Here is a 23,326-nt window from a genome sequence, read left to right on the forward strand (position 1 = left end):
CCCGGTGTCACTACAGCCTCTCCTCGTTTTCGATTTCGACGGGGTGATCCTCGACGGGATGGACGAATACTGGTCGAGTTCCCGAGCAGCTTGCCGATCCCTGCTCCAGGGGGCGCTCCTGCCGGAGCACACACCGAACAGTTTCCGTCAGTTGCGTCCATGGGTGCACCACGGCTGGGAGATGGTCCTGATCGCTGCCTTGCTTCAAGAGTCCGATGGACCGTTGCAGCGTCTTGGTGTCGATGCTTTTGCCGCTGATTATGACCAGCAGCTCCAAGCCTGTCTCCATCGGTTTGGATGGAAGACACCGCTGCTTCAAGACTCCCTGGAACGCGTTCGTCGTCAGGCCGTGTCTGCTGATCGTTCCGGCTGGGTGGCATTGCATCAGCCGTTTGAGGGGGTGCCGGAGCGTTTGTCGCGCTTGGAGGAGGAGGGGGTGGCTTGGTCTGTGCTCACCACAAAAGGGCGTGATTTCACGGCCGAGTTGCTTGATGCTTTCCAGCTTCGACCCGTACGCCTTGATGGCAGAGAGTCCGGGCCAAAGCCTGAGGTGTTGGTGCGATTGCGCCGTGAATGGGCGCTGAGGGGGTTTGTGGAAGATCGGCGGGCCACCCTTGAAGCGGTGTTGGAGACTCCAGGGCTAGAGGGGCTGCAGTGCTTTTTGGCCGATTGGGGATACCTGCGTCCGGCAGACCGAGAGGGGTTGCCGGAAGGGCTTGATTTGCTTTCGGCCAGCCAATTTGCAGCCCCCTTGGCGATCTGGCCCTGATTCGATAACGTACATGTGTACTAGATGAGACAAGTGGTGTTGGCCGGGGCACTGGATGATCTGTCCAGTGTTGAGTCGACTTCAGTTTGCGGGTCTTCCGCCGGCTGAATCGGCGACCTGCGGCACCTGTTTGCTCCTTAACTGTTCATTGCTATGCCAGCCGACGTGAAAGCCGCTCAGTCCTCCCAAGGAAATCCCCGTCCAGGGGAAAAGGACAAGGCCTTGGACCTTGTGCTCGGTCAAATCGAGCGAAATTTTGGGAAGGGTTCGATCATGCGTTTGGGAGATGCCTCCCGAATGCGGGTGGAAACCATCTCCACGGGGGCTCTCACTCTGGATCTAGCCCTTGGTGGTGGGTACCCCAAGGGGCGAGTGGTGGAGGTCTATGGACCTGAAAGTTCAGGAAAAACCACGCTCACGCTTCATGCCATCGCTGAGGTGCAAAAGCGTGGAGGGGTGGCGGCCTTCGTCGATGCCGAGCACGCCCTTGATCCTGTCTATGCGGCTTCTCTCGGCGTTGACATTGAAAATCTGCTGGTCTCCCAACCGGATACGGGTGAGATGGCGCTTGAGATCGTCGATCAGTTGGTTCGCTCTGCTGCGGTCGACATTGTGGTGGTCGACTCGGTTGCCGCGCTGACACCTCGCGCTGAGATTGAGGGGGAAATGGGGGATTTGGCTGTTGGAGCGCAAGCGCGCCTGATGAGCCAAGCCATGCGCAAGATCACTGGCAACATTGGCAAGTCAGGTTGCACCGTGATCTTCCTGAACCAGCTTCGCTTGAAGATCGGAGTGACCTACGGCAATCCCGAAACCACCACTGGCGGCAATGCACTGAAGTTTTACGCCTCGGTAAGACTCGATATTCGCCGGATCCAAACCCTGAAGCGCGGCACTGAGGAGTACGGCATTCGGGCGAAGGTCAAGGTGGCGAAAAACAAGGTGGCACCTCCGTTTCGCATTGCTGAGTTCGATATTTTGTTTGGGCGTGGGATCAGCACGCTCGGATGTGTTCTCGACTTGGCCGAGGAAACGGGTGTGGTGACGCGCAAAGGGGCCTGGTACAGCTACGAGGGCGACAACATTGGTCAAGGTCGTGACAACACCATCGGCTGGCTCGAGCAAAACCCTGATGCCAAGGAGGCCATCGAAGTGCTTGTGCGTCAGAAGTTGACCGAAGGATCGGAAGTGACGGCGAATTCGATGCGTCCTTTGGCTGCTGCGGCCCGGTCAGCTGCAGCTAAGCCTGCGGCGAAACCGGCTGACACGGATAAAAAGTCCGCTGTTGATGGGGCTGCTTAGCGGCTGGCGGTTTCAGGAGTGCTGCCCGTGGTGGCGCGCTCCTGAATGGTGGTAGCGATGCGTTGAAGCTCCTGAATGGCTTCAGCGCCCTCAAATTTCACGAGTTCTCGTCCATTGCGGGATTCAACCCAGCTGATCCCGAAATCGGAGACAAGAAAACGCACGAGGTGTTGATCCCCGAGTTCGGCTACGAACGATGCGCCATGGCCGTCATGGCCTTGGCCGTCATCGCAGCCGTAGCAGGTGGCGACGATCCCTTGCTTTTGAAGACTTGAAGCAAGGGCATGAAGGCTCATGACCAAGTCTTGAACGACGGTGCGGTACTGATCGGCAAGGCGTGAAAACATCACGGGCTCAGGAAACCTTTAGGAATTCTAAAGGTTTTGACCGGGGTTTTGTTGAGCGCCTTCTGGTTGGGCGGCTTTCGGCTGAAGCGTTAGGGCATGTCTGCCAGCGTCCACCAGCCCGCCGCCGGTCCGATGAAGCGCACCACGATCCAAAACACCACCAGCCCTCCAATGCCGATCCAGGCTCCCCGGGTTGTGAGGGCAACAAATTGCTGGGATTGGCTGCGGGTTAACGGCAACCAAGCAACGATTCGCTCGCTGTCCTTGGGGTCAGATTTGCGTTGCTTGGGAGGTAGTCCCTGGCTGTTGCGACGTCGAGCTTCTCCCATCGAGGCAGGCTGATTGGCAGATATCAAGACTAGAGAGGGTGTCAGTCCGGCAACAGCCTCTGGAGGGGAGACCAGGGTTCGAGGGCGCGCAGGACCTGCTTGCCCCAGCTCCGTGCACGGACCCTCCCATCCAAAATGGCCAGCCGTCCGCCGCTCTGCCTTAAGGGCGCGATCGCTGGAACCAGCTTTGCTAGCGCTTCCGGCAGAAGTAAGTCACGGAACCAATCCCTCCCGAGCTTTTTCAACGATTCCACCCGAGCAGCCGTGAGCGGATCTTCCAAGCTGGAGACAGGAAGCAGGGCAACGATGAGCTGATCCAAGGCCGGTAGCTGGTTCTGATGGTTCATCCACCACGACCAACTGCAGCAGATCACTCCGTTGGCTTCCGGTGCTGTGCCTTGATGAATCACTCTGCTGCCAAATTCTCCAGCGAGTTCGCTGGTGAGTTTTTGCCTTAGCCCTGGATCGTCCAGGAGAACCAGGGTCAGTCCGCGCCGCCCAAGAATCAAGCGCCGACATTGATCGAGCAGATGCTCCGCATAGATCGCCGTATTCGGCAACGGTTGCCGTCTGGGGGCGAACAACCGCAGCGGTTCCGTGTGCATTCGATCGTGGAGCTGGATGTCCACCACGGCCCCTGACTCTGGCGTCCGTTCAGCGGTATGCCTGGGCCGCTCCAGGGATACACCATCCGTTTGCAGAAGAATCGAAGGGTGTTGCTCCAGCAGAGAACGAAGCGTTTGTAGCGGTTCTAGGGGTTGAAGCGTCCAAGTCCATTGCAGCAGGTTGTGGTCGAGATGCGCCCAGCTGGCCCATTGCGAACTCTGGAGCGTTAACAACTCAGTCCAGGGCTCTGGCGCAGACCCAAGCAAACCGATCAAGTCGCGCAGGCTCACCAATGCGCTGCTTGGCATGGGCAGCTCGCAACTGGATCGGCTGGAGACGGCGAACAATTGGCGGCTGAGGCGCTCGTGTAGGTCGAGGAGAGCAGGACCTGCTGTTGGGTAGGCCTGACGCAACCGATCCCAATCCTGGGTCGCGATGGTGAGCCCCATCGCTTGGCGCAGGTGGTGCGCCAACGATTCCGCTTCAGGAATGATCAACTGATGCGAAGGTTTGAAGCCGCCTTGGCGGTGAACTTTGACCAGTTCGGCCGGAGAGAGCAGCCAGAGTTGTGGGCCGGGGGGAGCAGAGCTGCCACTCCAACAGGCAAGCCTTAGGCCACCCTGGCGAAGACGGGGCAGTTCCACTTGAAGAAAGCGTTGCCGTTGGCGTTCATCGAGCACCAGCACACAGTCTTTGGAATGCAGGCAAAGAGGAACGAGCAACCCCAGCCACCAGCGATCCCGCTCACCCGCAGATAACCGGATGCGGGTGCGATCTTGTCTGCGCAAGCTGCGACCGATCAGACGGCTAAGCGTCAGATGGTGCTCCCATGGCATCTCCTCGAGATGGAGAAGTTGCTTGAGCTGCTGATGGGCTTGGACTTCCAGCATCCAAGGAGCCTAAGCAGTGCCCTGAATGGGTTTGGTTCATGCGGATCGATCGATCAACATGGGTGAATGAGCGAAATCGATCCGATGGATCTGGGGCAAGCGGTGCAGCCGTGGTCGATTCAGCGCGTCGGCGTGGTGGGGATGGGCTTGATCGGTGGTTCGATCGCCCTTGACCTCAGCCAACAAGGGGTTGAGGTGCAAGGCCTGGTTCACCGTGAAGTCACCGCGGAACGGGCCCGCAGTAGAGGGCTTGCCCCACTGGTGAGCACGGATCCCAGCTGTCTTCAAGATTGCGACCTGGTGATCCTGGCCCTCCCCTTGGCCTTGTTGCTGGCACCGGAAGAGAGCCTGCTGAAGGCCCTCCCAGAGCAGGCGGTGGTCACTGATGTGGGCTCTGTGAAGGCAGAGGTCCTAGCGGTTTGGCGCGATCTTCATCCGCGCTTTGTGGGGAGTCATCCCATGGCGGGAACGGCTCAAGCAGGGGTTGATTCTGGTTTTCCAGGACTTTTTTGTGGCCGTCCTTGGGTGTCAACACCTGAGTCTGCGACGGATCCAGTGGCGCTTGAGCTGATCCACCAGTTGGCCTTGCGGCTCGGTAGTCATTGGCTCACAGCTGATGCGGCCCGTCATGACCAAGCCGTGGCGCTGATCTCCCATCTCCCCGTCATCGTGAGTGCTGCTTTATTGCGGGCGGTAGGAGAAGAACGGGATCCTGCTGTGCTGGATCTGGCCAGGACCTTGGCGTCGAGCGGTTTTGCCGATACGAGCCGAGTGGGGGGTGGCAACCCGGCTCTCGGGACTGCCATGGCGGCGCACAACACGCAAGCGGTGCTTCGCTCCTTAGCGGCTTATCGCTGGAGTTTGGAGCAGCTGGAAGAAGCGATCCTTGAGGGGCATTGGGCTCAGCTCGAGAAAGAGCTGGAAAAAACGCAGTCGCTACGACCGCAGTTCCTTTCGGAGTAGCGGAGGGTTTCAACTGTTGAGCTCAAGGGTTTGGCCGCGTTGAGCGAGCAATTGCCTGCAAGCCATGAAGGCAGACAGGGTGACCCCTGCTGTTCCCTCACCTGGATGAATGGAATCTCCACAGAGCCAGAGCCCAGGCATTGGCGTGCGGCTCGCCAGGCCAAAAGGTCCGAAACGGCTGGGGGATTGCCCCAAACCGCCGACGATGCCGTTGGGCCGACCGGTCCAGCGCAGAAAGCCCCTCGGTGTAGCCAGCTCCTGATGACGCCAGGTGTGATCCGACAAGCCCAAGGCGGCTTCCACCTCGTTGCGGATCTTGGTTTGACAGGCCTTTTTTTTGCTTTGGTACGCCGTTTCTGAGCCCGAGAACCAACCCATAGGGGTTGTAAACACGCTGGCAATCACGGTGGCTTGCCCTTTCGGCGCTCGGCCATCTCCCTCTCGGCTGATCGAGATAAACACTGAGCCAGGATCGCTTGCATCCCGTTGGTAATGGCCTGGACAGTCGTTTGGCAGATAGGCCCTGTCGATGGCGCCATAAAACACCAGTGCCCCACTGGGGGCCTCGAGCTCGGTGAGGTGTTGGCGATAGGGCGCTGGCATCGGCCTCTGGTCAGCGCTGTGTTCAGGAGCGATCAGCTCAGGGAGGCATTGAGGCGGGAGGGTGCTGATGACGTCGCCAGCGTGAAAGATCTGCTCTTTCCGGTCTGGTCCTTCAACGCGAAGTTGCCAGCCTGACCCATCTGAGTTTTGCTGCAGTTGCTGGACGCGGTGACGCAGAAGCATGGTCCCTCCATCGCGCTTCAACCCAGATGCCAGCAGTTCACTGAGCACTTGCATGGATCCGTGAAGGTGCCATAGGCCCAGAGGGGCTTGGGTCATTTGCAACACCGTCGCTCCGTAAAGCGCTGCGGTCTGATCGGCGGGCTGTTGGGAGTAAAGCCGGAGTTGTAGATCGAGAAAGCGCCGCAGGCGTTGATCACTGCCGCAGCCAGACAGCGTTAAAAGGTCTTTGACTGTGCAGAGACTCAGAGGTGCGCTGAGCAGATTGCCTGGATTGATCGCTGCCAGTGTTTGCTTGAAATCCCAGCCATTGCGAATCGGTAAGACCGGGTCGGAAGCCGCAAAGAGCCAATTGCTTTGGTGAAGAAAGCTGCAGAGCTGCCAGAACCTTTCGCTGCCTGGAAATTGTTGTTGCCGTTCCTGCTTCCAGCGCAGGGGGTCGTGCCAAAGGTGCACGGGCGGGGATCCATCGGCCAGGTCGACGACGCAGCCTGGATCCAGTAGTTCCGCCTCTGGTAATGGCAGATCCAGATGTTGAAAGATGCGGGCGTGGCTGCCACCAGGTTCGAGCCCTGCCACTTGGGTGGCACCAACATCAAAGGTGTACGCCCCTCGACGGAAGGTGCCTGCACAGCCCCCAGGCTGATAATGCGCTTCTAAAAGGGTGACCGAAACACCGTCGCGTGCCAGCAGGGCCGCTGCCGTGAGTCCAGCGATGCCACCGCCGACCACGATCACGTCGTCGCGTTTTTGCATCAGGCCATGCTGACAGTTGCGTTAGGGCGATCGTGAATGCGAAGGCAACTGCTGGAGGCGTTGCAAAACGATTGTGGTCAGCTCCAGGGCTGTGAGTGCAAGACCCTGGAGCCTGCTGGCAGTGCCTCCACCTGGCGTGCTCACTTATCGGATGGGCGATCCCTCTTCCTGAAGCTGGCGTCACCAGCCATGCTCCACGTGGAAGCCCGGGGGCTCCGCTCCCTCAAGCCTTGGGCTGACCCTGAGCTGCTGTTGATCCCTGATCCGCTTGGAGTGGTTCCGGTGGGAGAGCGAGCGGCGTTGATTTTGCCCTGGCTTGAGTCCGGGCGAGGGGATCAACATCAACTAGGGCGAGGGTTAGCCCTCCTTCATCGAGCGTCTGCTGACGCTGGGTTGGATCGATTTGGTTGGGATGAAGAGGGCTTTATTGGCTTGGGGCCGCAACCAGCTGGTTGGTTGCCGTCTTGGGGTGATGCGTTTGTGAGCTTGCGACTGATCCCCCAGCTTCAGTTGGCATCCAACTGGGGATTGGCTCTGGATCCACTCGAACCGTTGCTTGCAGCCACAAGGATTTGGTTGGATCAACATCAGCCCGAGCCCTGCCTCGTGCATGGCGATCTGTGGGGAGGAAACGCGTCAGTGCTCGTTGATGGACGGGGAGCCTTGATCGACCCGGCCTGTTGGTGGGCTGATCGGGAGGTGGATCTAGCGATGACTCACCTGTTTGGTGGATTCAGTGCCCGCTTTTACCAGGGCTATCAACAGGAATGGCCGCTAGATCCCAACCATGACGATCGGATCGTCGTTTACAACCTCTATCACCTGTTGAATCACGCCAATCTGTTTGGAGGTGGCTACCAAAAAAAATGCCTCACAGCAATCGATGCCATGAGGTCAATGTTGTTGTGATTGAGAGAGAAAATCCGCCCCGTTTTAGCCGAGGTATTCGCTACGTAGGGTCTGAACGCGATTCACCAAAGCGGTGCGCTTTTCACTGGTGGTGAGATTTTTCCAGCTCCATTGGCCCACCACCACAACGCCGAGAAGCTCGAGGAGCCCTGGGACGACAGGAAGAAGATTGATGGTGTCGAGAATGCCCTTAATCAGAATTTGGGCAACGATGACAGCTGCAAAAATTCCAACCACTTTGCCGATACGACCGGCTTGGCTCCAATCCACCTTGTCTAAGGTCTCGTTGACTTTTCCGAGAATTTCGCTGTAGCGCTCAGAAAAGTTGGCGGTTTCAGTGTTGGTGGATGATTCGCTGGTGTTAGCGGTCCAAGTTGACTCACTCGCCGGGGTGGTGGACTCCTCGCTCATGGAACTAATGCTTAGTGCAGATTTTGGCTGAGATTATCGGTCTTTTTTCACAAGCGCCATCCCAGTTGATCATTGGTGCTGAATGCCTAATGGTTCTCCGTCACGATCTTCTGGCTCCCGCACCTGCAGAAGGCTGTGCTCTGTTGCTCGGAGAGGAGCATGGCTTGGCGGATTCAGCCTCGGACGATTGGTGCGTGCAGTTGATCTGGCCTTGCCGAAACATGGTGGGTCGTCAAGAAAAAGATCGTTTTGAGCTCGACCCCCGTGAGCAAATTGCCGCGCAACGTTGGGCGCGATCGCGCTCATTAAAAGTGCTTGGGAGTGCCCATTCCCATCCGGGAGCTTCGGTGGTGCCTAGTCGAAGAGATCGTCTTTGGGCTGGGAGCTCAGGATTGATGCTGATCATGGGAAACAACCATGCCCTTGCGGCTTGGTGGCTGGAGGTCGAGGCTCCCCATTGCGCTCTCGCCGACGTTCATCCTCTGCCGATTCGGGTCATGGGGGAGACTCCTCTGACGTCCCTTCCAGGAGATCCTGGGATTCGCCATGACTGAAGCGGGGGGTGCTCCTCAGCTAAGTGGAGAGGAGAAGACCAGATATGCCCGCCATATCACCCTCCCCGAAGTGGGCGTTGCCGGACAACAACGCTTAAAAGCAGGCTCGGTGTTGTGCATAGGTGCTGGTGGCCTGGGTTCGCCGCTCCTGCTTTATTTGGCGGCGGCAGGGGTGGGTCGCATCGGGGTTGTGGATGATGACCTTGTTGAGCCCTCCAACCTGCAACGTCAGGTGATCCATGGCACGGGAACGGTGGGCCAGGCCAAAACGTCATCAGCGCGTTCTCGAATAAAAGATCTCAATCCCTTTTGTCGGGTTGAAGAGCATGGCGTCCGCTTGTCGGCCAGCAATGCGCTGGAGCTGGTTTCTGCGTACGACGTGGTGGTGGACGGAACGGATAATTTCGCCAGTCGCTATTTGATTAATGACGCCTGCGTCTTGACCAAGCGACCGTTCGTTTATGGCTCGGTCCAGCGCTTTGAAGGGCAAGTGAGTGTGTTCAATCTTGGGAGTGAATCACCGGATTATCGAGACCTGGTGCCGGAGCCGCCGCCGCAAGGGCTCGTCCCCTCCTGCGCTGATGGAGGAGTGATGGGTGTGATGCCTGGCTTGATTGGCCTGATTCAGGCCGCTGAGGTCATCAAGCTGATCACCGGAATTGGGACCCCCCTTGATGGTCGGTTGCTCTTAGTGGATGGCTTGTCGATGCGGTTTCGCGAGCTCACCTTGCGAAGAAGGCCAAGTCGCGCCCCCATCGAAAAGCTGATTGACTACCAAGCGTTCTGCACGGCCGGAGATTCGATCTCCGGGGAGACATCGAATCTGATGAAAAGCATTTCTGTGGTTGAGCTCAAAGCCCTGTTGGATCAGAACCAAGACTTGGCTTTGATCGATGTGCGCAATCCAGCAGAAGTTGAGGTTGCTGTGATCGCTGGCTCCGAATTGATCCCGTTGTCCACGCTTGAGAGTGATGAGGTGATCGAACGCATCCAGGCCATCGCGGCGAGCCAAACGGTTTATGTGCACTGCAAACTGGGAGGACGTTCGGCTAAGGCGGTAGAGCTTCTTGCCAGCCACGGCATCGATGCGGTCAACGTGGAAGGCGGGATTGATGCCTGGTCAGAGCAGATTGACCCTTCCGTTCCGCGCTATTGAGCGCGATTAGTAATCGACACCGCGCTTGAGATCAACGCCCTGCTCGGCGTAATGCTTATGGCACACCATCTCTGAATGAACGCTCGCAAGGTCGAAATAGGCGGGCTGATGTTTGCACCGGCCGGTAATGATCACTTCCGTCTCTGTTGGCTTACGGAGCAAGGCCTGAACGATCGGCTCAACCGGAAGAAGTTCGAGATCCACGGTGGGATTTAACTCATCAAGGATCACGGTTTTGTACAGCCCGCTCGCGATCGCAGCCCTGGCGATTTCCCAGGCCCGTTCCGCTTCCACGTAGTCGATGGGTTGTTGCTGGCCTCGCCAAACGATGGCATCACGCCCTGAACGGAGGTGATCCACTAAGTGGGGATAACTCTCACGCAAGGCTGCGATCGCCGCATCTTCGGTGTACCCACTTCCACCTTTGAGCCATTGGAGGATCAGAACGCGATGGCTTTTGTCCTGGCTGATGCCTCTGCCGATCGCTTGCAGGGCTTTCCCAAGGGCACTGGTGGATTTCCCCTTTCCTTCACCGGTATAAATCTCGATGCCGCCTGCTGTGACAAACGACAGCGCGGCGTTGTTGTCCACCTCGGGGCGTCGGTGCGCGCGCATCTCAGAGTGCAGATCGGCGATCTCTACCAACCGGCGTGGAGCTCCACGTCCGGTGACGATGATTTCCATCCCTTCCGGTCTGCTCTTCAGCGACCGGATCACATCTTCGGTTTCGAGGAGGCCAAGATCCAAGACTGGATTCAGTTCATCGAGAACCACCACGGAGTACAAAGCGCTCGCAATGGCGCCTTTGGCGATGTCCCAACCCCGTTGAGCTTCCTGTCGGTCGAAGCGTTTGACCTCGTCCACACTAAAATAGTCTCCCCGACCGGTTCGCACCTGATCGATCAAGTGGGGGAAGCCCTGTTGCAGAGCTTCGATCGCGGCGTCTTCGTCGTAAGCCCGACCTGGACCTTTTAAGAATCGAAGCAGCAGAACTCTGGTGCGCCTTTGCTCGCAGATCCCGAGCCCAATCGTTCGGAGGACAACGCCTAAGGCTGCTTGGCTTTTGCCTTTGCCCTCGCCGTCATACACGTGGAGTTGACCGAGGCTCCGCTCACGGCTGTCAGCAGCGGTGACGATTCCAACGCCGCGATTGCTGCGAGCACGGTTGGCTTGAGACGTATTGGATGAGACTGCATCCATTGGCAGCAAAAGGATGAGTCTTCTTACGCTGGGAGCATACAGAGATTTGAAGCGAAGGCATTGACCAACGTGATGTTCCGCCAGCTCGAAGCTTTGTCAGAGCTGGAATGTGACGTCTTGGAGCGGTTGCGTGATTTCTTGGCCGCTCAGAAGCATGTGTGTGTGGCTTACTCAGGTGGTGTTGACAGCAGCCTCGTCGCAGCCATCGCCCATGAGCAGCTTGGTGACCAGGCCTTAGCGATTACGGGCGTTTCGCCCTCCCTCGCTCCCCATCTCCTGTTGGAAGCGCGCCAGCAGGCGGCCTGGCTTGGGATGCGGCACCAGGAGGTCTCCACCCTTGAGCTTGAGGATCCGAGTTACACCAGTAACCCGCAGGATCGTTGCTATGCCTGCAAGCGAGAGCTGCATCGTCATCTGGCTCCGATTGCTGCGGAAGCCAACGGCGCCCTCGTGCTTGATGGGGTGAATCAGGACGATCTGGGAGATCATCGTCCGGGGATTGCGGCGGCGAAGGAAGCCGGTGTTCGCTCTCCTCTGGCTGAACTTGGGATCACAAAGGCGACTGTCCGACGCTTGTCTTGGGCTCTTGGTTTTCCTTGGTGGGATAAGCCTGCGCAGCCTTGCCTGGCCTCCCGTTTCCCCTACGGAGAAGCCATCAGCAGTGAGCGTCTCCAGCGGGTTGGGCAGGCTGAGGCCTGGCTGATTGACCAGGACTTCGATCAGGTTCGGGTCCGTAGTCACGGACTCGCCGCGCGTGTGGAGGTTCCCGAGGACCGCATTGCCGATTTGTTGCAGCCTTCGCTGCGGCGTGAGCTCGTGAAAACCCTTCTCAGTCTTGGCTTCACCTCGGTGAGTGTGGATGTGGAAGGGCTTGTGAGCGGCAAGCTCAATCGCGGCTAGGTGATCAAACGCCCACTTGGTTACGACTGTGGCGCTGGTTCCCCACCCTGAATAGTTTTTATCAAGATGAATTCTTCTTGTGGCACTGCATCAATCCCGTCATCATCTCCGTGACAGTGAGGAGCAGGCGTTGGTTGATGCCATGCTCTCTCCTCTGCCGAAACATCACTTTCCTGGAGTAGGGCGGGAAGGAAACTCCACAGTGCAACTTTTAAAAGAAGAGTTGCTCCTCGATGGGAATAGTAAGCAGAACTTAGCCACTTTTTGTCAGACTTATCAGGCGCAAAGCGCGATGGAGTTGATGGCTCTGGGAGTGGATAAAAATCTCATCGATAAAGATGAATATCCGCAGACGGCTGAGCTTGAGAGTCGCTGTGTTTCGATGATGGCCGACTTATGGAATGCTCCTGGCGCTGCAGTTGGATGCTCCACCATTGGGAGCAGCGAAGCGGCCATGCTCGGCGGGATGGCCGCGAAGTGGCGTTGGCGAAAGCGTCGCGAGGCGGCTGGCTTGCCAACAGATAAGCCCAACATGGTGTGTGGCAGCGTGCAGATCTGCTGGAAGAAGTTTGCGCGCTATTGGGATATTGAAATGCGTGAATTAGAGATGCTTGCTGGTGAATTATGTATCAGTCCTGAGCGTGTTATCGAGGCTGTGGATGAGAACACGATTTTTGTTGTACCCACGCTTGGGGTGACGTATCACGGCCTTTATGAAGACATTGAGTCCATCAGCAAGGCTTTGGATGACCTTCAGGCTCGGACGGGCCTTGATGTGCCCATTCACGTGGATGCGGCCAGTGGTGGCTTTCTTGCTCCGTTCTGCGCACCGGATCTCCCCCTGTGGGACTTTCGCTTGGAACGCGTGAAATCGATTAATGCTTCAGGTCATAAATTTGGTCTGGCACCCCTGGGCGTGGGCTGGGTTCTCTGGCGTAGTCAGGATGATCTGCCCGATGAGCTGGTCTTTCACGTGACCTATCTGGGTGGAGACATGCCGACATTCCAGATTAATTTTTCAAGGCCGGCAGGTCAGGTGATCGCTCAATATCACGAATTTGTGCGCTTAGGTCGAGAGGGCTATCGCATGCTTCACATGGCCAGTCATGCCAATGCGCAGTACTTCGCCGAAAAATTAAGGGAGATGGACCTTTTCAAAATCATCCATGACGGTGCTCCCGACCAGGGCATTCCCACCGTGGTTTGGACTCTTGATGACAATCCGGATCATGGCTTCAATCTCTATGACTTTGCCGATCGCTTGCGGATGCGTGGCTGGCAGGTGCCTGCCTATCCCTTTACGGGAGAACTGGAATCAACAGCCTTCCAACGAATTTTGGTGAAGCGAGACTTCACTCGCGACATGGCGGACCTGCTTCTGCAAGACATCAGGCAAGCCATTGAACATTTTCAAAAGCACCCGATTACGAACAATCTGCTCGCCGCAGAGGCGGCGTCTTACAACCACCTCTGAACCCAGGTCTTGCACTCAGGCAGCGATCGGAACGGCCGGCATGCGCTCGGTTGTTCCAAGCGCTGCCGGTGTTTCCCGTAAGAAGCTGCGTAGGGCGTGACGACCAGCCCCTAGGTCTTCGCACAGCACCTCACAGGCTTTCTCCGGCATGGTGTGGTCACCACAGGTAAAAACATCCACGGCCGCGTATCCGTTTTCAGGCCAGGTGTGAATGGAGATGTGGGATTCAGCCAGGAGTGCCAGACCTGTCACCCCTTGGGGTTCGAAGCGGTGGGTGATCAGGTTGAGCAGAGTTGCACCAGCACGCTGGGCTGCTGTCGTGATGGTGTGTCTGAGAAAAGTTTCGTCGTCGAGCTTTGAAGGATCGCAGTCGTAGAGCTCGAGAATGCAGTGTTTGCCAACCATGTCGGTTGCACTGGTGTCGGTGGCACTGCGCGTGGTCGCGTCGGAGCTGAGGTCTGTAGCGCTCTCTTTCGTCGCCCATCCCGGGTTGGGATGCAGGCTGAACAAGGACTGCTCCATCAAGAATCTTCATGTAAATGGCCCGCGACCCTACCGCGTCTCGGACTGTGATCTCAAGCTGTCTGCCTCGAGAATCTGCGACTGCTCAAGCCATCCGCCTTCAAAGGCGTCGAGATGGGTGGCACTAACAAGGCATTGATGGTTTTCTCCAACGGCCTCGAGGAGGGCCAGCTGCCGTGTGGGGTCGAGTTCTGCCAAGACGTCATCCAGCAAAAGAAGGGGAGGTTCGCCGCAGAGTTCTCCGACCAGTTGTAACTCCGCCATCTTCAAGGCCAGCACCAGGGTGCGTTGTTGGCCAGATGAGCCGAAACGTCTTGCCGCGGTTCCATTGATCCGCATTTCGATTTCGTCGCGATGAGGTCCAACTCGGCAGCTGCCTAAACGTTCTTCTTCCTTGCGTTGGTCTCGGAGCTGTTGCTCAATCGCCAGTCGCCAGGATTCCTCCTGCTCTTCTCCGATCAAGGCACTGCCAGGGGTGTAGCAAAGCTGAAGTTGCTCCCGTCCTTCACTCAGCCTGTCCTGCCACACAGCGGCTAGGGGCTCTAGTCGGGCAAGGGCTCGCAGACGCCTGCGATGAATGCGTGTGCTCACAAGAGCCATTTGGCTATCAAAGCTTTCGAGGAGCGCTTGCGGTTCCATTCCTGTGGATAACCCTCCCCGTCGCCAGAATTGGGCCCGCTGTCTCAGCAAGCGCCCGTAGCGACTGATGAGATCGGCATAAACAGGCTCCAGCTGAAGCACAACACGATCGAGCCACTGGCGGCGCAGGGCGGGCTCGCCTCTCACGAGATGCAGGTCGAGGGCGCTGAAGCCCACGCAGCGCAGAGGACCAATCAAGTCCAGCTGTCGTTGCAGTGGTTTCCCGTTGCGCTTGGCTTGGCGGCCGCCACGGCGACGCAGCTCCAGTTCAAGGATCTGCTGGTCTGCGCAGGTTGCCTTTAGCAGGGCACGGCTGGCGTCCCAATGGATGAGATCTCCATCCTGGCTGGCTCGGTGCGAGCGCAGGCTGCCGAGGAGCTCCACGGATTCCAGCAGGTTTGATTTGCCCACACCGTTGCTACCGATCACCAGGAGGCGTGGTGCCTTGATCTCCAGCTGCAGGTTGCTGTGGTTGCGAAAGCCCTGCAGTTGAAGCTGGAGAAGCCGAATTGGTCCGAATGCGTCGTGTCGCTAAGGTACTTGGATCGGCCGGTTTTGCCGATCAATACCCGCAGCTGTTGCGACAGCCGCAGGGGCATGTAGCTCAGTTGGATAGAGCATCAGATTCCGGTTCTGAGGGTCGGGGGTTCGAGTCCCTCCATGCTCGTCATCAATCAGGCTCCAGCCTTCATCGGAGCCTTAAGCCCATGGCGCGAATTCCGCCAGGGTCAAGGATGAAACCTTGTTTCTTCAATCCCTCCAGTGCAATGGCGGGAGCGGAGATCGAGATGCTGCAGCCTGGTAATTCTTTTTTCAAGCGTGTAAGGGCGTGATGCACTAACGCGTTCAGCAGCGAGTTCTGATCGTCGCCAGGAGAGGCGGCGAGGTTCCAGAGATTGGCATTCAAGGCCAGATCGCTTGTGGCTCGAATGAAGCCAACCAGCGCTTGATCGCGCTCGTCGATGATGCTGAGTTGCCAGAGGCTGCGACTGAGCGCCAAGGGCCAACGCTCCACTGGATGCGCTGGCTCACCGCAGGACATCAGCAGGGCATTGATCGCCTCACCGCTCGGATGGGGCTCGGTCTGCAGCCGGTAATGGGCAGGCAGTCGTGGTGCCGCGGCCTGCTGTCGGAACGGAAGCGGTGACACTCAGCCTGTATTGCGCATGCCTGCTGCGATTCCGTTGATGGTGAGAAGCGCACCTCGCAGGAGCTCACTGCGGCTGTAGGTGCGCCCGTCTCCATCGCTGCTGGGCGATTCACTCATCGGTGGTTGACGGTTTTGATCTCTCAGGCGGCGCAACAACGCCACTTGCAGAAAACCAAGCGGAACGATCGTGCGATTGCGTAGGTCAACCGAGAGCTGTAGGGCTGGATCGGCATCAAGAAGTCTCTCTTGGCCTGTGATGGCCAACACAAGCCCCTTGGTTCGGGCGTATTCATCGGCCACCGTGGCGTAAATCTTCTCAAACGCATCATGGTGTTCGGCACTGCCCAAACTGGTCACGTAATGACGCGCTAAATCGAGATCCACCTTGGAGAGAGTCATCTCCACTTTGGAGATCAGCATGCGGAAGAAAGGCCAGCGCTGATGCAAGGTGCGCAACAAGGTGAGTTGGTCTGGATCCGCCTCAAGCTCTTCACTCAGGGCTGAACCCACCCCAAACCAGCTGGGAAGCAAGAAGCGGCTCTGGGTCCAGCCGAACACCCAGGGAATAGCCCTCAGGCTGGAAAGGTCTCGGGCGCCTGTTTTCCTGCGTGCGGGGCGACTGGAAATCTGCAGTTTGCTGATTTCTTCAATGGGCGTGACCTGTTGAAAAAAGGCCACTAGATCAGGGTTGTCGTGCACCAAGGCTCGGTAATGGCGGCGAGAGCTTTTGGCGAGCCTGGACATCAATTCATTCCAGCTCGGTGTCGCATCGAGTTGGTTGGTCACCAGGCTGTTTTGGATCACCGCGGTGGTCACGGTCTCAAGGTTGTACAGAGCCAGCTCCGGCAGGCTGTACTTCGAGGCCAGAACTTCGCCCTGCTCCGTGATCTTGATGCGTCCCTGCAGGGTCCCGCTGGGCTGAGCCAAGATCGCTTGGTAGGCCGGGCCTCCACCACGTCCTACAGAGCCACCACGCCCGTGGAATAGACGCAGGGCAATGCCCTGACGAGAGGCCAAATCTTGCAAGGCAATTTGGGCTTGATGGATTTCCCAGTTGCTGGAGAGGAATCCCGAATCCTTATTGCTATCGGAGTACCCGAGCATGAGCTCCTGCAGAAGCAGCCCCTGGGTGCCGACCTGGGGCAGCAAATCTCGATAGAGCGGGGTCTGGAACAGTTGCTCCATCACCTCAGGGGCCCTTTGTAGATCCTCCACGGTCTCGAACAGTGGAACAACAAGCAGGTCGGCATGGCGGGCCGAAGGATCCACCAATCCCGCTTCTTTGGCGAGCAGCAGCACCTCGAGCAAATCGGAGACGCTGTGACTCATCGAGATCACGTAGGTGCCGCAAATACGGCTGCCGAATTCATCCTGCAAACGGTGCAGCATCCGGAACACATCCACCGTTTCAGCTGTGGCTGCGGACCAGCTAACCGCCGGAGGAATCAAGGGACGACGCGTTTGCAATTCCTCCATCAACCAGGCCACACGCTCTGCTTCGTCCATCTCTCCGTAAGCACGATCGGGATTGATGTACCGGCTCAGTTCGTCAAGGGCATCACTGTGTCGCGTGCTCTCTTGCCGGATGTCGAGACCTGCGAGTGAAAACCCAAAGATGTGCACTTGGGTGAGCAGTGTGTCGAGGGGTTCACAGCTCAGATCTGTGTTAACCAAACTGGTGCGGATCAGTTCCAGTTCGCTGCTGAACTCAGCGATGGAGCCGTAGTGCAGAGCATCACCTGGGGTGTTTCCTGGAGCACAAGATGGCAATCCTTCAGGCGGGGTTCGCCAGCCAGCATCAGCCAGTTGCTGGTTGCGCAATTGCGTGAGTCGCAGGCGCTCCAGCACGAAGCTGAGCTTGAGCCGATAGGGCTCAAGCCGGTATCGGGTGGCGCGCTCCTCGTAAACGTCTGGGAAGCGCAGTCGGTCCATTTCCAACGATTCGAGCAGGGGAGCACTCACCTGGCTCCATTGCATGGAAATGCTGAGTTGATTGCGAAGGTGTTGAACGGCGCTCACGTACCGGTCAAGCATTAACTGGCGCTGATAACAGGCTGTACGCCAGGTGATTTCAGTGGTGACGGAGGGGTTTCCATCCCGGTCGGACCCCACCCACGATCCAAACGTGCAAAACGATGACGAAGGAACCCTGACGTCTGGATAGCTCGCCGCAAGGGACGCGACGATCCGCCGCCGCAGCTGCGGCATGGCATTGAACAGAACCTGTTGGAAGTAATGAAGGGCGTAGTCCACTTCATCCAAAACCGATGGCTTGAACTGATGGAGCTCATCGGTTCGCCACCAAAGCCGGATCTCTTCTTCCAGCTGCAGTCGCACGCTGTCCGTTGCCCCTGAGGGTGTCAGCGGCTGCGTCTCAAGTTGCTGGAGGAGACTGGCAACGCGTCGCTGTTTGTGGCGCACGGTATGGCGCACGATTTCCGTGGGGTGGGCTGTGAAGACCAAACGGATATCGAGTTCTTGGAGCAGGGCCTCAAGCTTGGCTGGGGGAACGTTGAGACGTCTGAGGCGCTCAAATAATTCTCGAAACGTTGCTGGTTCGGTCTGGGTGGCCAGAGGCGGAGCAAATGGATCGACATGCTCTGCCTGGTCCTGGGATCGATTAATGCTCTCGAGATAGGTGTCCTCTTCGATGCGTTGTTCGAGGATGTTGACGAGTTGGAAATACAACGAGAACGCTCTTGCCGCAGCGATGGCCTCGGCAAGATCCATCTCCTTGATCAGATCGATCAGTGCATCGGTTCCCGCTGGATGTTCACCAGGAAGCACCGGATCACTGAGCTGCTTCATGCGCAGCAGTCGCTCGGCCTGCTCCGGTGGACATTCGCTGCGCAGAACGGTTTGCCACAGGTCTTCAACAAGAGCAAGCCGTTGCTGCAGGAGCTGTCCACCGCCTGTTTCGTGGCCATCAGCCCTGGGCTGTGTGCTCTCAGGAATCAGGGCTGAGGACGAATGCATCGATGGGAAACCGCTATCAGATGGAGTCATGATCATCCCAAAGCGTCAGCAAGGGATTGGTCGATCGGCTGTTCTTCCCGTTCCATCTCGAGGATGCCAGTGCGGAATTCCTCTTCAAGGCTGCGTCCATTCTCGATTCCTTTGAGCCAACGCATGGCTTGATTCCCTTCCGCAAGAACGGATTCGAGAGGGAGCAGAGAGGAGGCCAGTTCCAGGTCGTGCGCTAGAGGCATCACGGCCTTGATCATCTCCCGCAGCCAGTCGCGACATAAGCGTTGGCGCCCATCACGCCAATCATGCAGCTGTGCATCAAGGCTATGCCTGGCGGCAGCGGCGTCATTGGTATCGCTGAGCACCATCAGCTGTTCGGCATTCAGTTCACTCGCCTTGAAGGGGTCGAGTTGATCGGGCTCCTGAAGCAACATCAACACGCGCAGTTCCATCAGGGCTGTAATCGCCAGAAGCAGATCTGGATTGGTGACTAAATCGCAGATCCGCAGTTCGATTCGATTGAGATCAAAGGGCCGTTGTGGACCATTGGGACGGACTGAGGTCCATAGATGGCGCACGTTATGCATGCGCCCCTCCACCAGCTGGGTGTCCGTCCATTCCACGAAATGCTCGAGATCGCGAAAGAGGGGAACCTGTTTGGGAGTGAGGGGGAATTGCAGCCAACGTTGTGAATGGGCGCCGGTGATCTGGCGGTTGAGAAAGGGTGAACTGGCGCTCAGGGCAAGCAGAAGGGCTGCTTCACAACGCACAAGCCGAAGCGCGGGGAATAAATCGGCTGGGTCACTGATCCCCAGGTTGATATGAATGCTGGCTGTGACGACCGTGGTGCCGTAGGTGGCTTCGATGAGGTCGTGATACGGGTCGTTTGGATTGGATCGTTCAAATCGCGAGGCATCACCCAAGGTGAGAGTGCTGCCTGGGAGCAAGGTGAGATCACGTTCTGCCAGCCACGTCCGGAGGCGGCGGCGCGGCGCGAGCAGGGCCTCCTTGAGCTTTCCGTAATCGGATTCAGGCTCTGTGATGTACTCCAGATTGCGGTGGTCTGGCTCAACGCAAAATTCAGTGAGGTCTTGCTTGACCAGCTCGGCAACACCAACATTTTCACCGTCGCTCCGACCGGTGAATAGCTCCACTTCAAACCCTTTGAGTCTGAGCTTTTGGATCATGACTCTGCATCCTCAAGGCAAGCGAGAGCAGTGAGCATGGCGCGGGCCTTGTTCAGGGTTTCTTGGTACTCAGAAGCGGGGTCGGAATCGGCGACGACGCCAGCGCCGGCTTGCACTTGAATGTTCCACCCCCCCTTCGGATGAGGACGGACCACCATGGTGCGGATGGTGATAGCCGTATTCAGAGCGCCGGCCAGATCAACAGAACCGTAGACGCCGGAGTAAGGCCCTCGAGCATCGGGCTCCAACTGATGAATGAGCTGCATGGCCCTGATCTTTGGAGCGCCGCTCACCGTTCCCGCTGGGAACGAGGCCATCAGCAAGTCCCATACGTCACGTCCTTGAGCCAATCGTCCTTCCACCTGGCTGACGATGTGCATCACATGGGAGTAGCGCTCGATCACCATCAGCTCCTTGACATCCACCGTGCCAGCGGCGCAGACCCGGCCTAGGTCATTGCGGCCAAGGTCAACCAACATCACGTGCTCCGCCCGTTCTTTGGGATCAGCAAGGAGATCCACTTCAAAATTTCGGTCTTCCAGTTCATTGCGCCCGCGTGGGCGCGTGCCAGCGATGGGCCTAAGGCTGGCACGAATACCTCCCTGGTCTGGTTCTGCCTTGACCATCACTTCAGGGCTTGAGCCGATCAGGTACCAGTCCCCGAAATCAAAGAAGGCCATGTAAGGGGATGGATTGACCATCCTCAAGCTCCGGTAGATCTCTAAGGGTGGTTGCGAGACGCGTGTTTCCAGCCGTTGGCTGATCACGAGCTGGAAGGCGTCTCCTGCGGCGATGTGTTCTTGGGCCGTGGCAACGGCTTGTTGATAATTTTCTGGGGATCGATTGCTCTCTGTTTCAGGGGTAGGCCTCGCATCAGGCTTCCAGCGCAGGGGACGCACCTGGGGGAGAGGTGATGCCATGCGGTTTTCAAGCCCATCGATGCGACCCATGGCTTCGTCCCAGGCTTGATCTGCGGTCTTGGCCGCGGCCCTCGTGCTGCTCAAATCTCCATAGGCCACAGCCGTGATCAAACGCTTCACTTGATCGATGATCAAGATGCTGTCCATCAGCATCCAAATGCCGTCAGGAGGGGCGTCCTCGTCGGCTTGATGCACGGGAACGCTGGGTTCAATCCAGCGGATCAGCTCATATCCCCACATCCCATACAACTGCCCAAGGGGTGGCAGCCCTGGGAGGGAGACAGGCTTGTAGGCATTCGTGCATTCACGAAGAACGTCTAGGGGATTGCCTTGAAAGCTCTCTTCGTAGCCGTCTCGCCAGCGGCGGGTTAGGGCATTCCCTCTGGCTGAGAGTGTCCATAAAGGATCACAGGCAATCACACTCCAACGTCCAAGGTTCTCGCCACCTTCGACAGATTCGAGTAAAACCCCAGGCGGGTGGCCTTCACCGACCTTGAGCCAGGTGGTGAGAGGGGTTTCCAGATCAGCGGGCCAGCTATGGGCTACGGGAATGAAGGTTGCCCCGCAGCGTGCTGCTTCAAAAAAGGCGGAGCGGTCGGGGCAGAGCATGAGGAGATTGTCGCAACCGACCGCTGGGCATCATGGCCGAACGCAGGTCAGGAGTCGAACGTGTTGCGGCCGCTGAACTTGATGTTTGCAGGATTGGGATTCGCTCCGATTCTCCTGGGGTTGTGTCCCACCATGGGCCGTCCCTCGTTGACCTTCTCCGAGAAGACACCATCCAATGGATGGAGGAACTCGGTGTCACCACCAGGGAAGATCCGATAGATCTTGAAGTCTTCGATCCGAGGCTTGAACTTGGTGCGGAGTTGGGTGCCCAAGGCCAAGCACTGTTCTTTGCGGGCGAAATACATGATGTTTTCGCCAGAAACCATCATCGCGGCTCCGCCTGTGGGCAGTTCAAACGCTTGCGCGCTTTTGCTGGTCCAGGTGATCGCGTACTTCTCTTCCGTTTCAGCGGAATTGAGCAGCCCGCCGGTGCTTCCGATGTACTGGGGGAGCTGACCGGTTAAAGCGGATGCTGTCATAGCTTTCCTCGGAATTCGGCATGCCGTGATGTCAAAAAATTAGCATCGCGGTTCGGCCCTGATCGCCCTTCTGGCCTGGAAGCTTCACACCCGTCAACAATGCGGGGCTAAAGGGAAAAATACAGTCAAACCACGATCTCGTCGCTGGGTGAGTCGGCCGCCTAGTCGGGCGAGTAAACGCCGGGTAGCGGTCTGACTGAGCTGCAAACTTCCCGTGTCTGGATTCCAGCTCAGTACGGGGCCAAGTTGGGCGATGGGTTCTGGACTGGCTCCCTCTTCTCCACGTTCTGCAGGACTCTGGCCATGCAGTTGCAACTTGAGACGTGCTCCAGCGGGTTGCAGGGTCAGAACGAGCTGGCTCCCACTGGGAAGACCTCGACTGCAACGGTCGACCAGGCCTCCCAGCATCGGCTCTAGGCGACTTGGATCGCTGAGAACGGACGGCAGGTTGCTGGCGATGGAAAGACTGAGCTCGATGCCGCGCCGCTGGAGCTGCTGTTCCCAGGAGGGCGTTAAGAGGCTGATCATGCTGCCGAGATCAGTCTGAGCCAGCACGGAGGGGCTTTCTGGCTGGCGTTGTAGCTCTGCCGCCTGAAAGATCAGGCCAAAACGGTCAATTTGTTCGCTGCATTCGGTGTCGATCATCTGAAGGCGCTTGATCGCGGTTTCGGGCAAGTCATGGCGCCTCAACAAGGAGCGGATCAGGGTGCGAATCGTTGAAAGAGGTGTTCGCACTTCATGGGCGATGGCCTCAAGCAAGGACAACTCCTCATCCACCTTGTTCGCCGCTGAGTCTTGTTCACTCGTTTTTTGTGGGTGCTGTTGGCTCTCGGCAGGAGCTGATGCCGATGCCTGCAAGGTTACGGTGGGAGCCATGCTCGCGAGTCGCACCGCCAGGCTTGGCCAGAAGGTTTGCCCGAGGACACAGCTGCTTTGCAGAGGGCCGAGCGCTTCGAGGGCTTGATGAAGAGCCAGTGCTTGATCGGGGGCATCCTGTTTCAGCCTTTGTTCAATCAGCCCAAGCACGGTGCCAAGGATTTCAGGCTCACTGCGCATGAGCAGCTGCCGTTGGTTTGGTTCTCCATGGAGGGCTAAGGCAATTTGCACCTTGGCTGTGATCACAACCAACAGCGGGTCGTGGCTGTCCCCCTCATGAAGGGGCAGGTGCCTGAAGGTCGATGCCTGGAGTGACTGGGTGGCTCTTCCCTGGCTCTGGCCAGCTCTTAAGAGGTCTGGAGGCAGGAGGCTTGTGGTGGGCGAGGTGAGAGCTCCGAGTGCCTGCGGTGCCCAGACCCATCCCTGCAGGCTGTTCAAGAGCTGGGGTGAATACAGCGCGGGCAAGGGGGCCGCAAGCCAAACGCCGGCTGGGGCTTGTTCGTTCTGTTGAAGCGTTTCCTGAAGCGTTTCCAACGCAGCCCACCACATCCGCCGCGCCGTTGAGTCATCGGAGCATCCCGCGCTCACGCCCTGGGCCATCTGTTGGTGAATGCTCTGGAGCAACATC

Annotated in this window: 22 protein-coding genes and 1 tRNA gene; 9 read left to right on the forward strand and 14 right to left on the reverse strand. The window is 57.9% G+C overall.

Annotated elements, in window-relative coordinates:
* The first annotated feature begins 4 nt into the window (after positions 1-4).
* Both SYN8016DRAFT_RS12745 and recA read left to right on the forward strand, forming a co-directional pair.
* Complete coding sequence (locus SYN8016DRAFT_RS12745; protein WP_006854832.1) at positions 5-769, forward strand: HAD family hydrolase; 765 nt, start codon at positions 5-7, stop codon at positions 767-769.
* Between the two features lie 153 nt (positions 770-922).
* A complete protein-coding gene (recA, locus tag SYN8016DRAFT_RS12750; protein WP_006854833.1) occupies positions 923-2,071 on the forward strand; it encodes a recombinase RecA in 1,149 nt (382 codons plus the stop codon).
* On the opposite strand, the gene SYN8016DRAFT_RS12755 is transcribed toward recA, so the two are convergent.
* From SYN8016DRAFT_RS12755 to SYN8016DRAFT_RS12765, 3 genes are all read right to left on the reverse strand, one after another.
* The gene (locus tag SYN8016DRAFT_RS12755) at positions 2,068-2,418 is read right to left on the reverse strand and encodes a DUF1815 family protein (RefSeq protein ID WP_006854834.1); all 351 of its coding nucleotides are present in this window, start codon (positions 2,416-2,418) and stop codon (positions 2,068-2,070) included. The genes recA and SYN8016DRAFT_RS12755 overlap by 4 nt on opposite strands.
* 89 nt (positions 2,419-2,507) lie before the next feature.
* A complete protein-coding gene (locus SYN8016DRAFT_RS12760; protein WP_006854835.1) occupies positions 2,508-2,747 on the reverse strand; it encodes a DUF2839 domain-containing protein in 240 nt (79 codons plus the stop codon).
* A 41-nt stretch (positions 2,748-2,788) separates the two neighbouring features.
* Positions 2,789-4,243, reverse strand: coding sequence for a hypothetical protein (locus tag SYN8016DRAFT_RS12765; RefSeq protein WP_006854836.1), 1,455 nt, complete (start codon positions 4,241-4,243; stop codon positions 2,789-2,791).
* Positions 4,244-4,309: 66 nt separating this feature from the next.
* Between SYN8016DRAFT_RS12765 and SYN8016DRAFT_RS12770 the strand changes: the two genes are divergently transcribed.
* Positions 4,310-5,206 (forward strand): prephenate/arogenate dehydrogenase, encoded by an 897-nt coding sequence (locus tag SYN8016DRAFT_RS12770; protein WP_006854837.1) that lies wholly within the window; start codon positions 4,310-4,312, stop codon positions 5,204-5,206.
* 9 nt (positions 5,207-5,215) lie between these two features.
* Here the strand turns inward: SYN8016DRAFT_RS12770 and crtD are convergent, their stop codons facing one another.
* Complete coding sequence (gene crtD / locus SYN8016DRAFT_RS12775) at positions 5,216-6,745, reverse strand: C-3',4' desaturase CrtD (RefSeq protein ID WP_006854838.1); 1,530 nt, start codon at positions 6,743-6,745, stop codon at positions 5,216-5,218.
* Positions 6,746-6,781: 36 nt separating this feature from the next.
* Here crtD and SYN8016DRAFT_RS12780 point away from each other — a divergent pair, with 36 nt between their 5' ends.
* Positions 6,782-7,654 (forward strand): fructosamine kinase family protein, encoded by an 873-nt coding sequence (locus SYN8016DRAFT_RS12780; protein ID WP_006854839.1) that lies wholly within the window; start codon positions 6,782-6,784, stop codon positions 7,652-7,654.
* A gap of 24 nt (positions 7,655-7,678) precedes the next feature.
* Here the strand turns inward: SYN8016DRAFT_RS12780 and SYN8016DRAFT_RS12785 are convergent, their stop codons facing one another.
* Positions 7,679-8,065 carry a CAAD domain-containing protein gene (locus tag SYN8016DRAFT_RS12785; protein ID WP_006854840.1) on the reverse strand — a complete coding sequence of 129 codons (387 nt, stop codon included), beginning with the start codon at positions 8,063-8,065 and terminating at the stop codon, positions 7,679-7,681.
* Positions 8,066-8,154: 89 nt separating this feature from the next.
* On the opposite strand from SYN8016DRAFT_RS12785, the gene SYN8016DRAFT_RS12790 reads away from it, so the two are divergent.
* Positions 8,155-8,619: a M67 family metallopeptidase gene (locus SYN8016DRAFT_RS12790; RefSeq protein ID WP_083825915.1), complete on the forward strand. Its 465-nt coding sequence runs from the start codon at positions 8,155-8,157 to the stop codon at positions 8,617-8,619.
* A complete protein-coding gene (gene moeB, locus SYN8016DRAFT_RS12795; RefSeq protein WP_006854842.1) occupies positions 8,612-9,775 on the forward strand; it encodes a molybdopterin-synthase adenylyltransferase MoeB in 1,164 nt (387 codons plus the stop codon). Before SYN8016DRAFT_RS12790 ends, moeB begins: the two co-directional genes overlap by 8 nt.
* Positions 9,776-9,781: 6 nt before the next feature.
* Here the strand turns inward: moeB and SYN8016DRAFT_RS12800 are convergent, their stop codons facing one another.
* The gene (locus tag SYN8016DRAFT_RS12800) at positions 9,782-10,975 is read right to left on the reverse strand and encodes a cob(I)yrinic acid a,c-diamide adenosyltransferase (protein WP_006854843.1); all 1,194 of its coding nucleotides are present in this window, start codon (positions 10,973-10,975) and stop codon (positions 9,782-9,784) included.
* Between the two features lie 72 nt (positions 10,976-11,047).
* Here SYN8016DRAFT_RS12800 and larE point away from each other — a divergent pair, with 72 nt between their 5' ends.
* Entirely contained in the window at positions 11,048-11,875 is an 828-nt protein-coding gene (gene larE / locus SYN8016DRAFT_RS12805; RefSeq protein ID WP_006854844.1) for an ATP-dependent sacrificial sulfur transferase LarE, read from the forward strand.
* Positions 11,876-11,954: 79 nt separating this feature from the next.
* Entirely contained in the window at positions 11,955-13,349 is a 1,395-nt protein-coding gene (locus tag SYN8016DRAFT_RS12810; protein WP_006854845.1) for a glutamate decarboxylase, read from the forward strand.
* Between the two features lie 15 nt (positions 13,350-13,364).
* Here SYN8016DRAFT_RS12810 and speD read toward each other — a convergent pair whose 3' ends face one another.
* Both speD and recF read right to left on the reverse strand, forming a co-directional pair.
* Positions 13,365-13,871, reverse strand: a complete 507-nt coding sequence (gene speD, locus SYN8016DRAFT_RS12815; protein ID WP_006854846.1) for an adenosylmethionine decarboxylase — start codon at positions 13,869-13,871, stop codon at positions 13,365-13,367.
* Positions 13,872-13,901: 30 nt separating this feature from the next.
* Complete coding sequence (recF, locus tag SYN8016DRAFT_RS12820) at positions 13,902-14,999, reverse strand: DNA replication/repair protein RecF (RefSeq protein WP_038014849.1); 1,098 nt, start codon at positions 14,997-14,999, stop codon at positions 13,902-13,904.
* 104 nt (positions 15,000-15,103) lie between these two features.
* On the opposite strand from recF, the gene SYN8016DRAFT_RS12825 reads away from it, so the two are divergent.
* Positions 15,104-15,177, forward strand: a tRNA-Arg gene (locus SYN8016DRAFT_RS12825).
* Positions 15,178-15,198: 21 nt separating this feature from the next.
* Here the strand turns inward: SYN8016DRAFT_RS12825 and SYN8016DRAFT_RS12830 are convergent.
* The 6 genes from SYN8016DRAFT_RS12830 to SYN8016DRAFT_RS12855 all read right to left on the reverse strand — a co-directional run bounded on the left by SYN8016DRAFT_RS12830 (position 15,199) and on the right by SYN8016DRAFT_RS12855 (position 23,325).
* A complete protein-coding gene (locus SYN8016DRAFT_RS12830; RefSeq protein WP_006854848.1) occupies positions 15,199-15,660 on the reverse strand; it encodes a hypothetical protein in 462 nt (153 codons plus the stop codon).
* Positions 15,661-18,672, reverse strand: coding sequence for a phosphoenolpyruvate carboxylase (ppc, locus tag SYN8016DRAFT_RS12835; protein ID WP_006854849.1), 3,012 nt, complete (start codon positions 18,670-18,672; stop codon positions 15,661-15,663).
* Positions 18,669-19,814: a glutamate--cysteine ligase gene (gene gshA / locus SYN8016DRAFT_RS12840; RefSeq protein ID WP_006854850.1), complete on the reverse strand. Its 1,146-nt coding sequence runs from the start codon at positions 19,812-19,814 to the stop codon at positions 18,669-18,671. The genes ppc and gshA overlap by 4 nt, the downstream gene beginning before the upstream one ends.
* A complete protein-coding gene (locus SYN8016DRAFT_RS12845; RefSeq protein WP_006854851.1) occupies positions 19,811-21,343 on the reverse strand; it encodes an anthranilate synthase component I in 1,533 nt (510 codons plus the stop codon). Before SYN8016DRAFT_RS12845 ends, gshA begins: the two co-directional genes overlap by 4 nt.
* A gap of 47 nt (positions 21,344-21,390) precedes the next feature.
* Positions 21,391-21,822 (reverse strand): photosystem I reaction center subunit II PsaD, encoded by a 432-nt coding sequence (locus tag SYN8016DRAFT_RS12850; protein ID WP_038014855.1) that lies wholly within the window; start codon positions 21,820-21,822, stop codon positions 21,391-21,393.
* A 93-nt stretch (positions 21,823-21,915) separates the two neighbouring features.
* Complete coding sequence (locus tag SYN8016DRAFT_RS12855) at positions 21,916-23,325, reverse strand: sensor histidine kinase KdpD (protein ID WP_006854853.1); 1,410 nt, start codon at positions 23,323-23,325, stop codon at positions 21,916-21,918.
* Between the last annotated feature and the right edge of the window lies 1 nt (position 23,326).

It is taken from the genome of Synechococcus sp. WH 8016 (assembly GCF_000230675.1).
GTDB lineage: Bacteria > Cyanobacteriota > Cyanobacteriia > PCC-6307 > Cyanobiaceae > Synechococcus_C.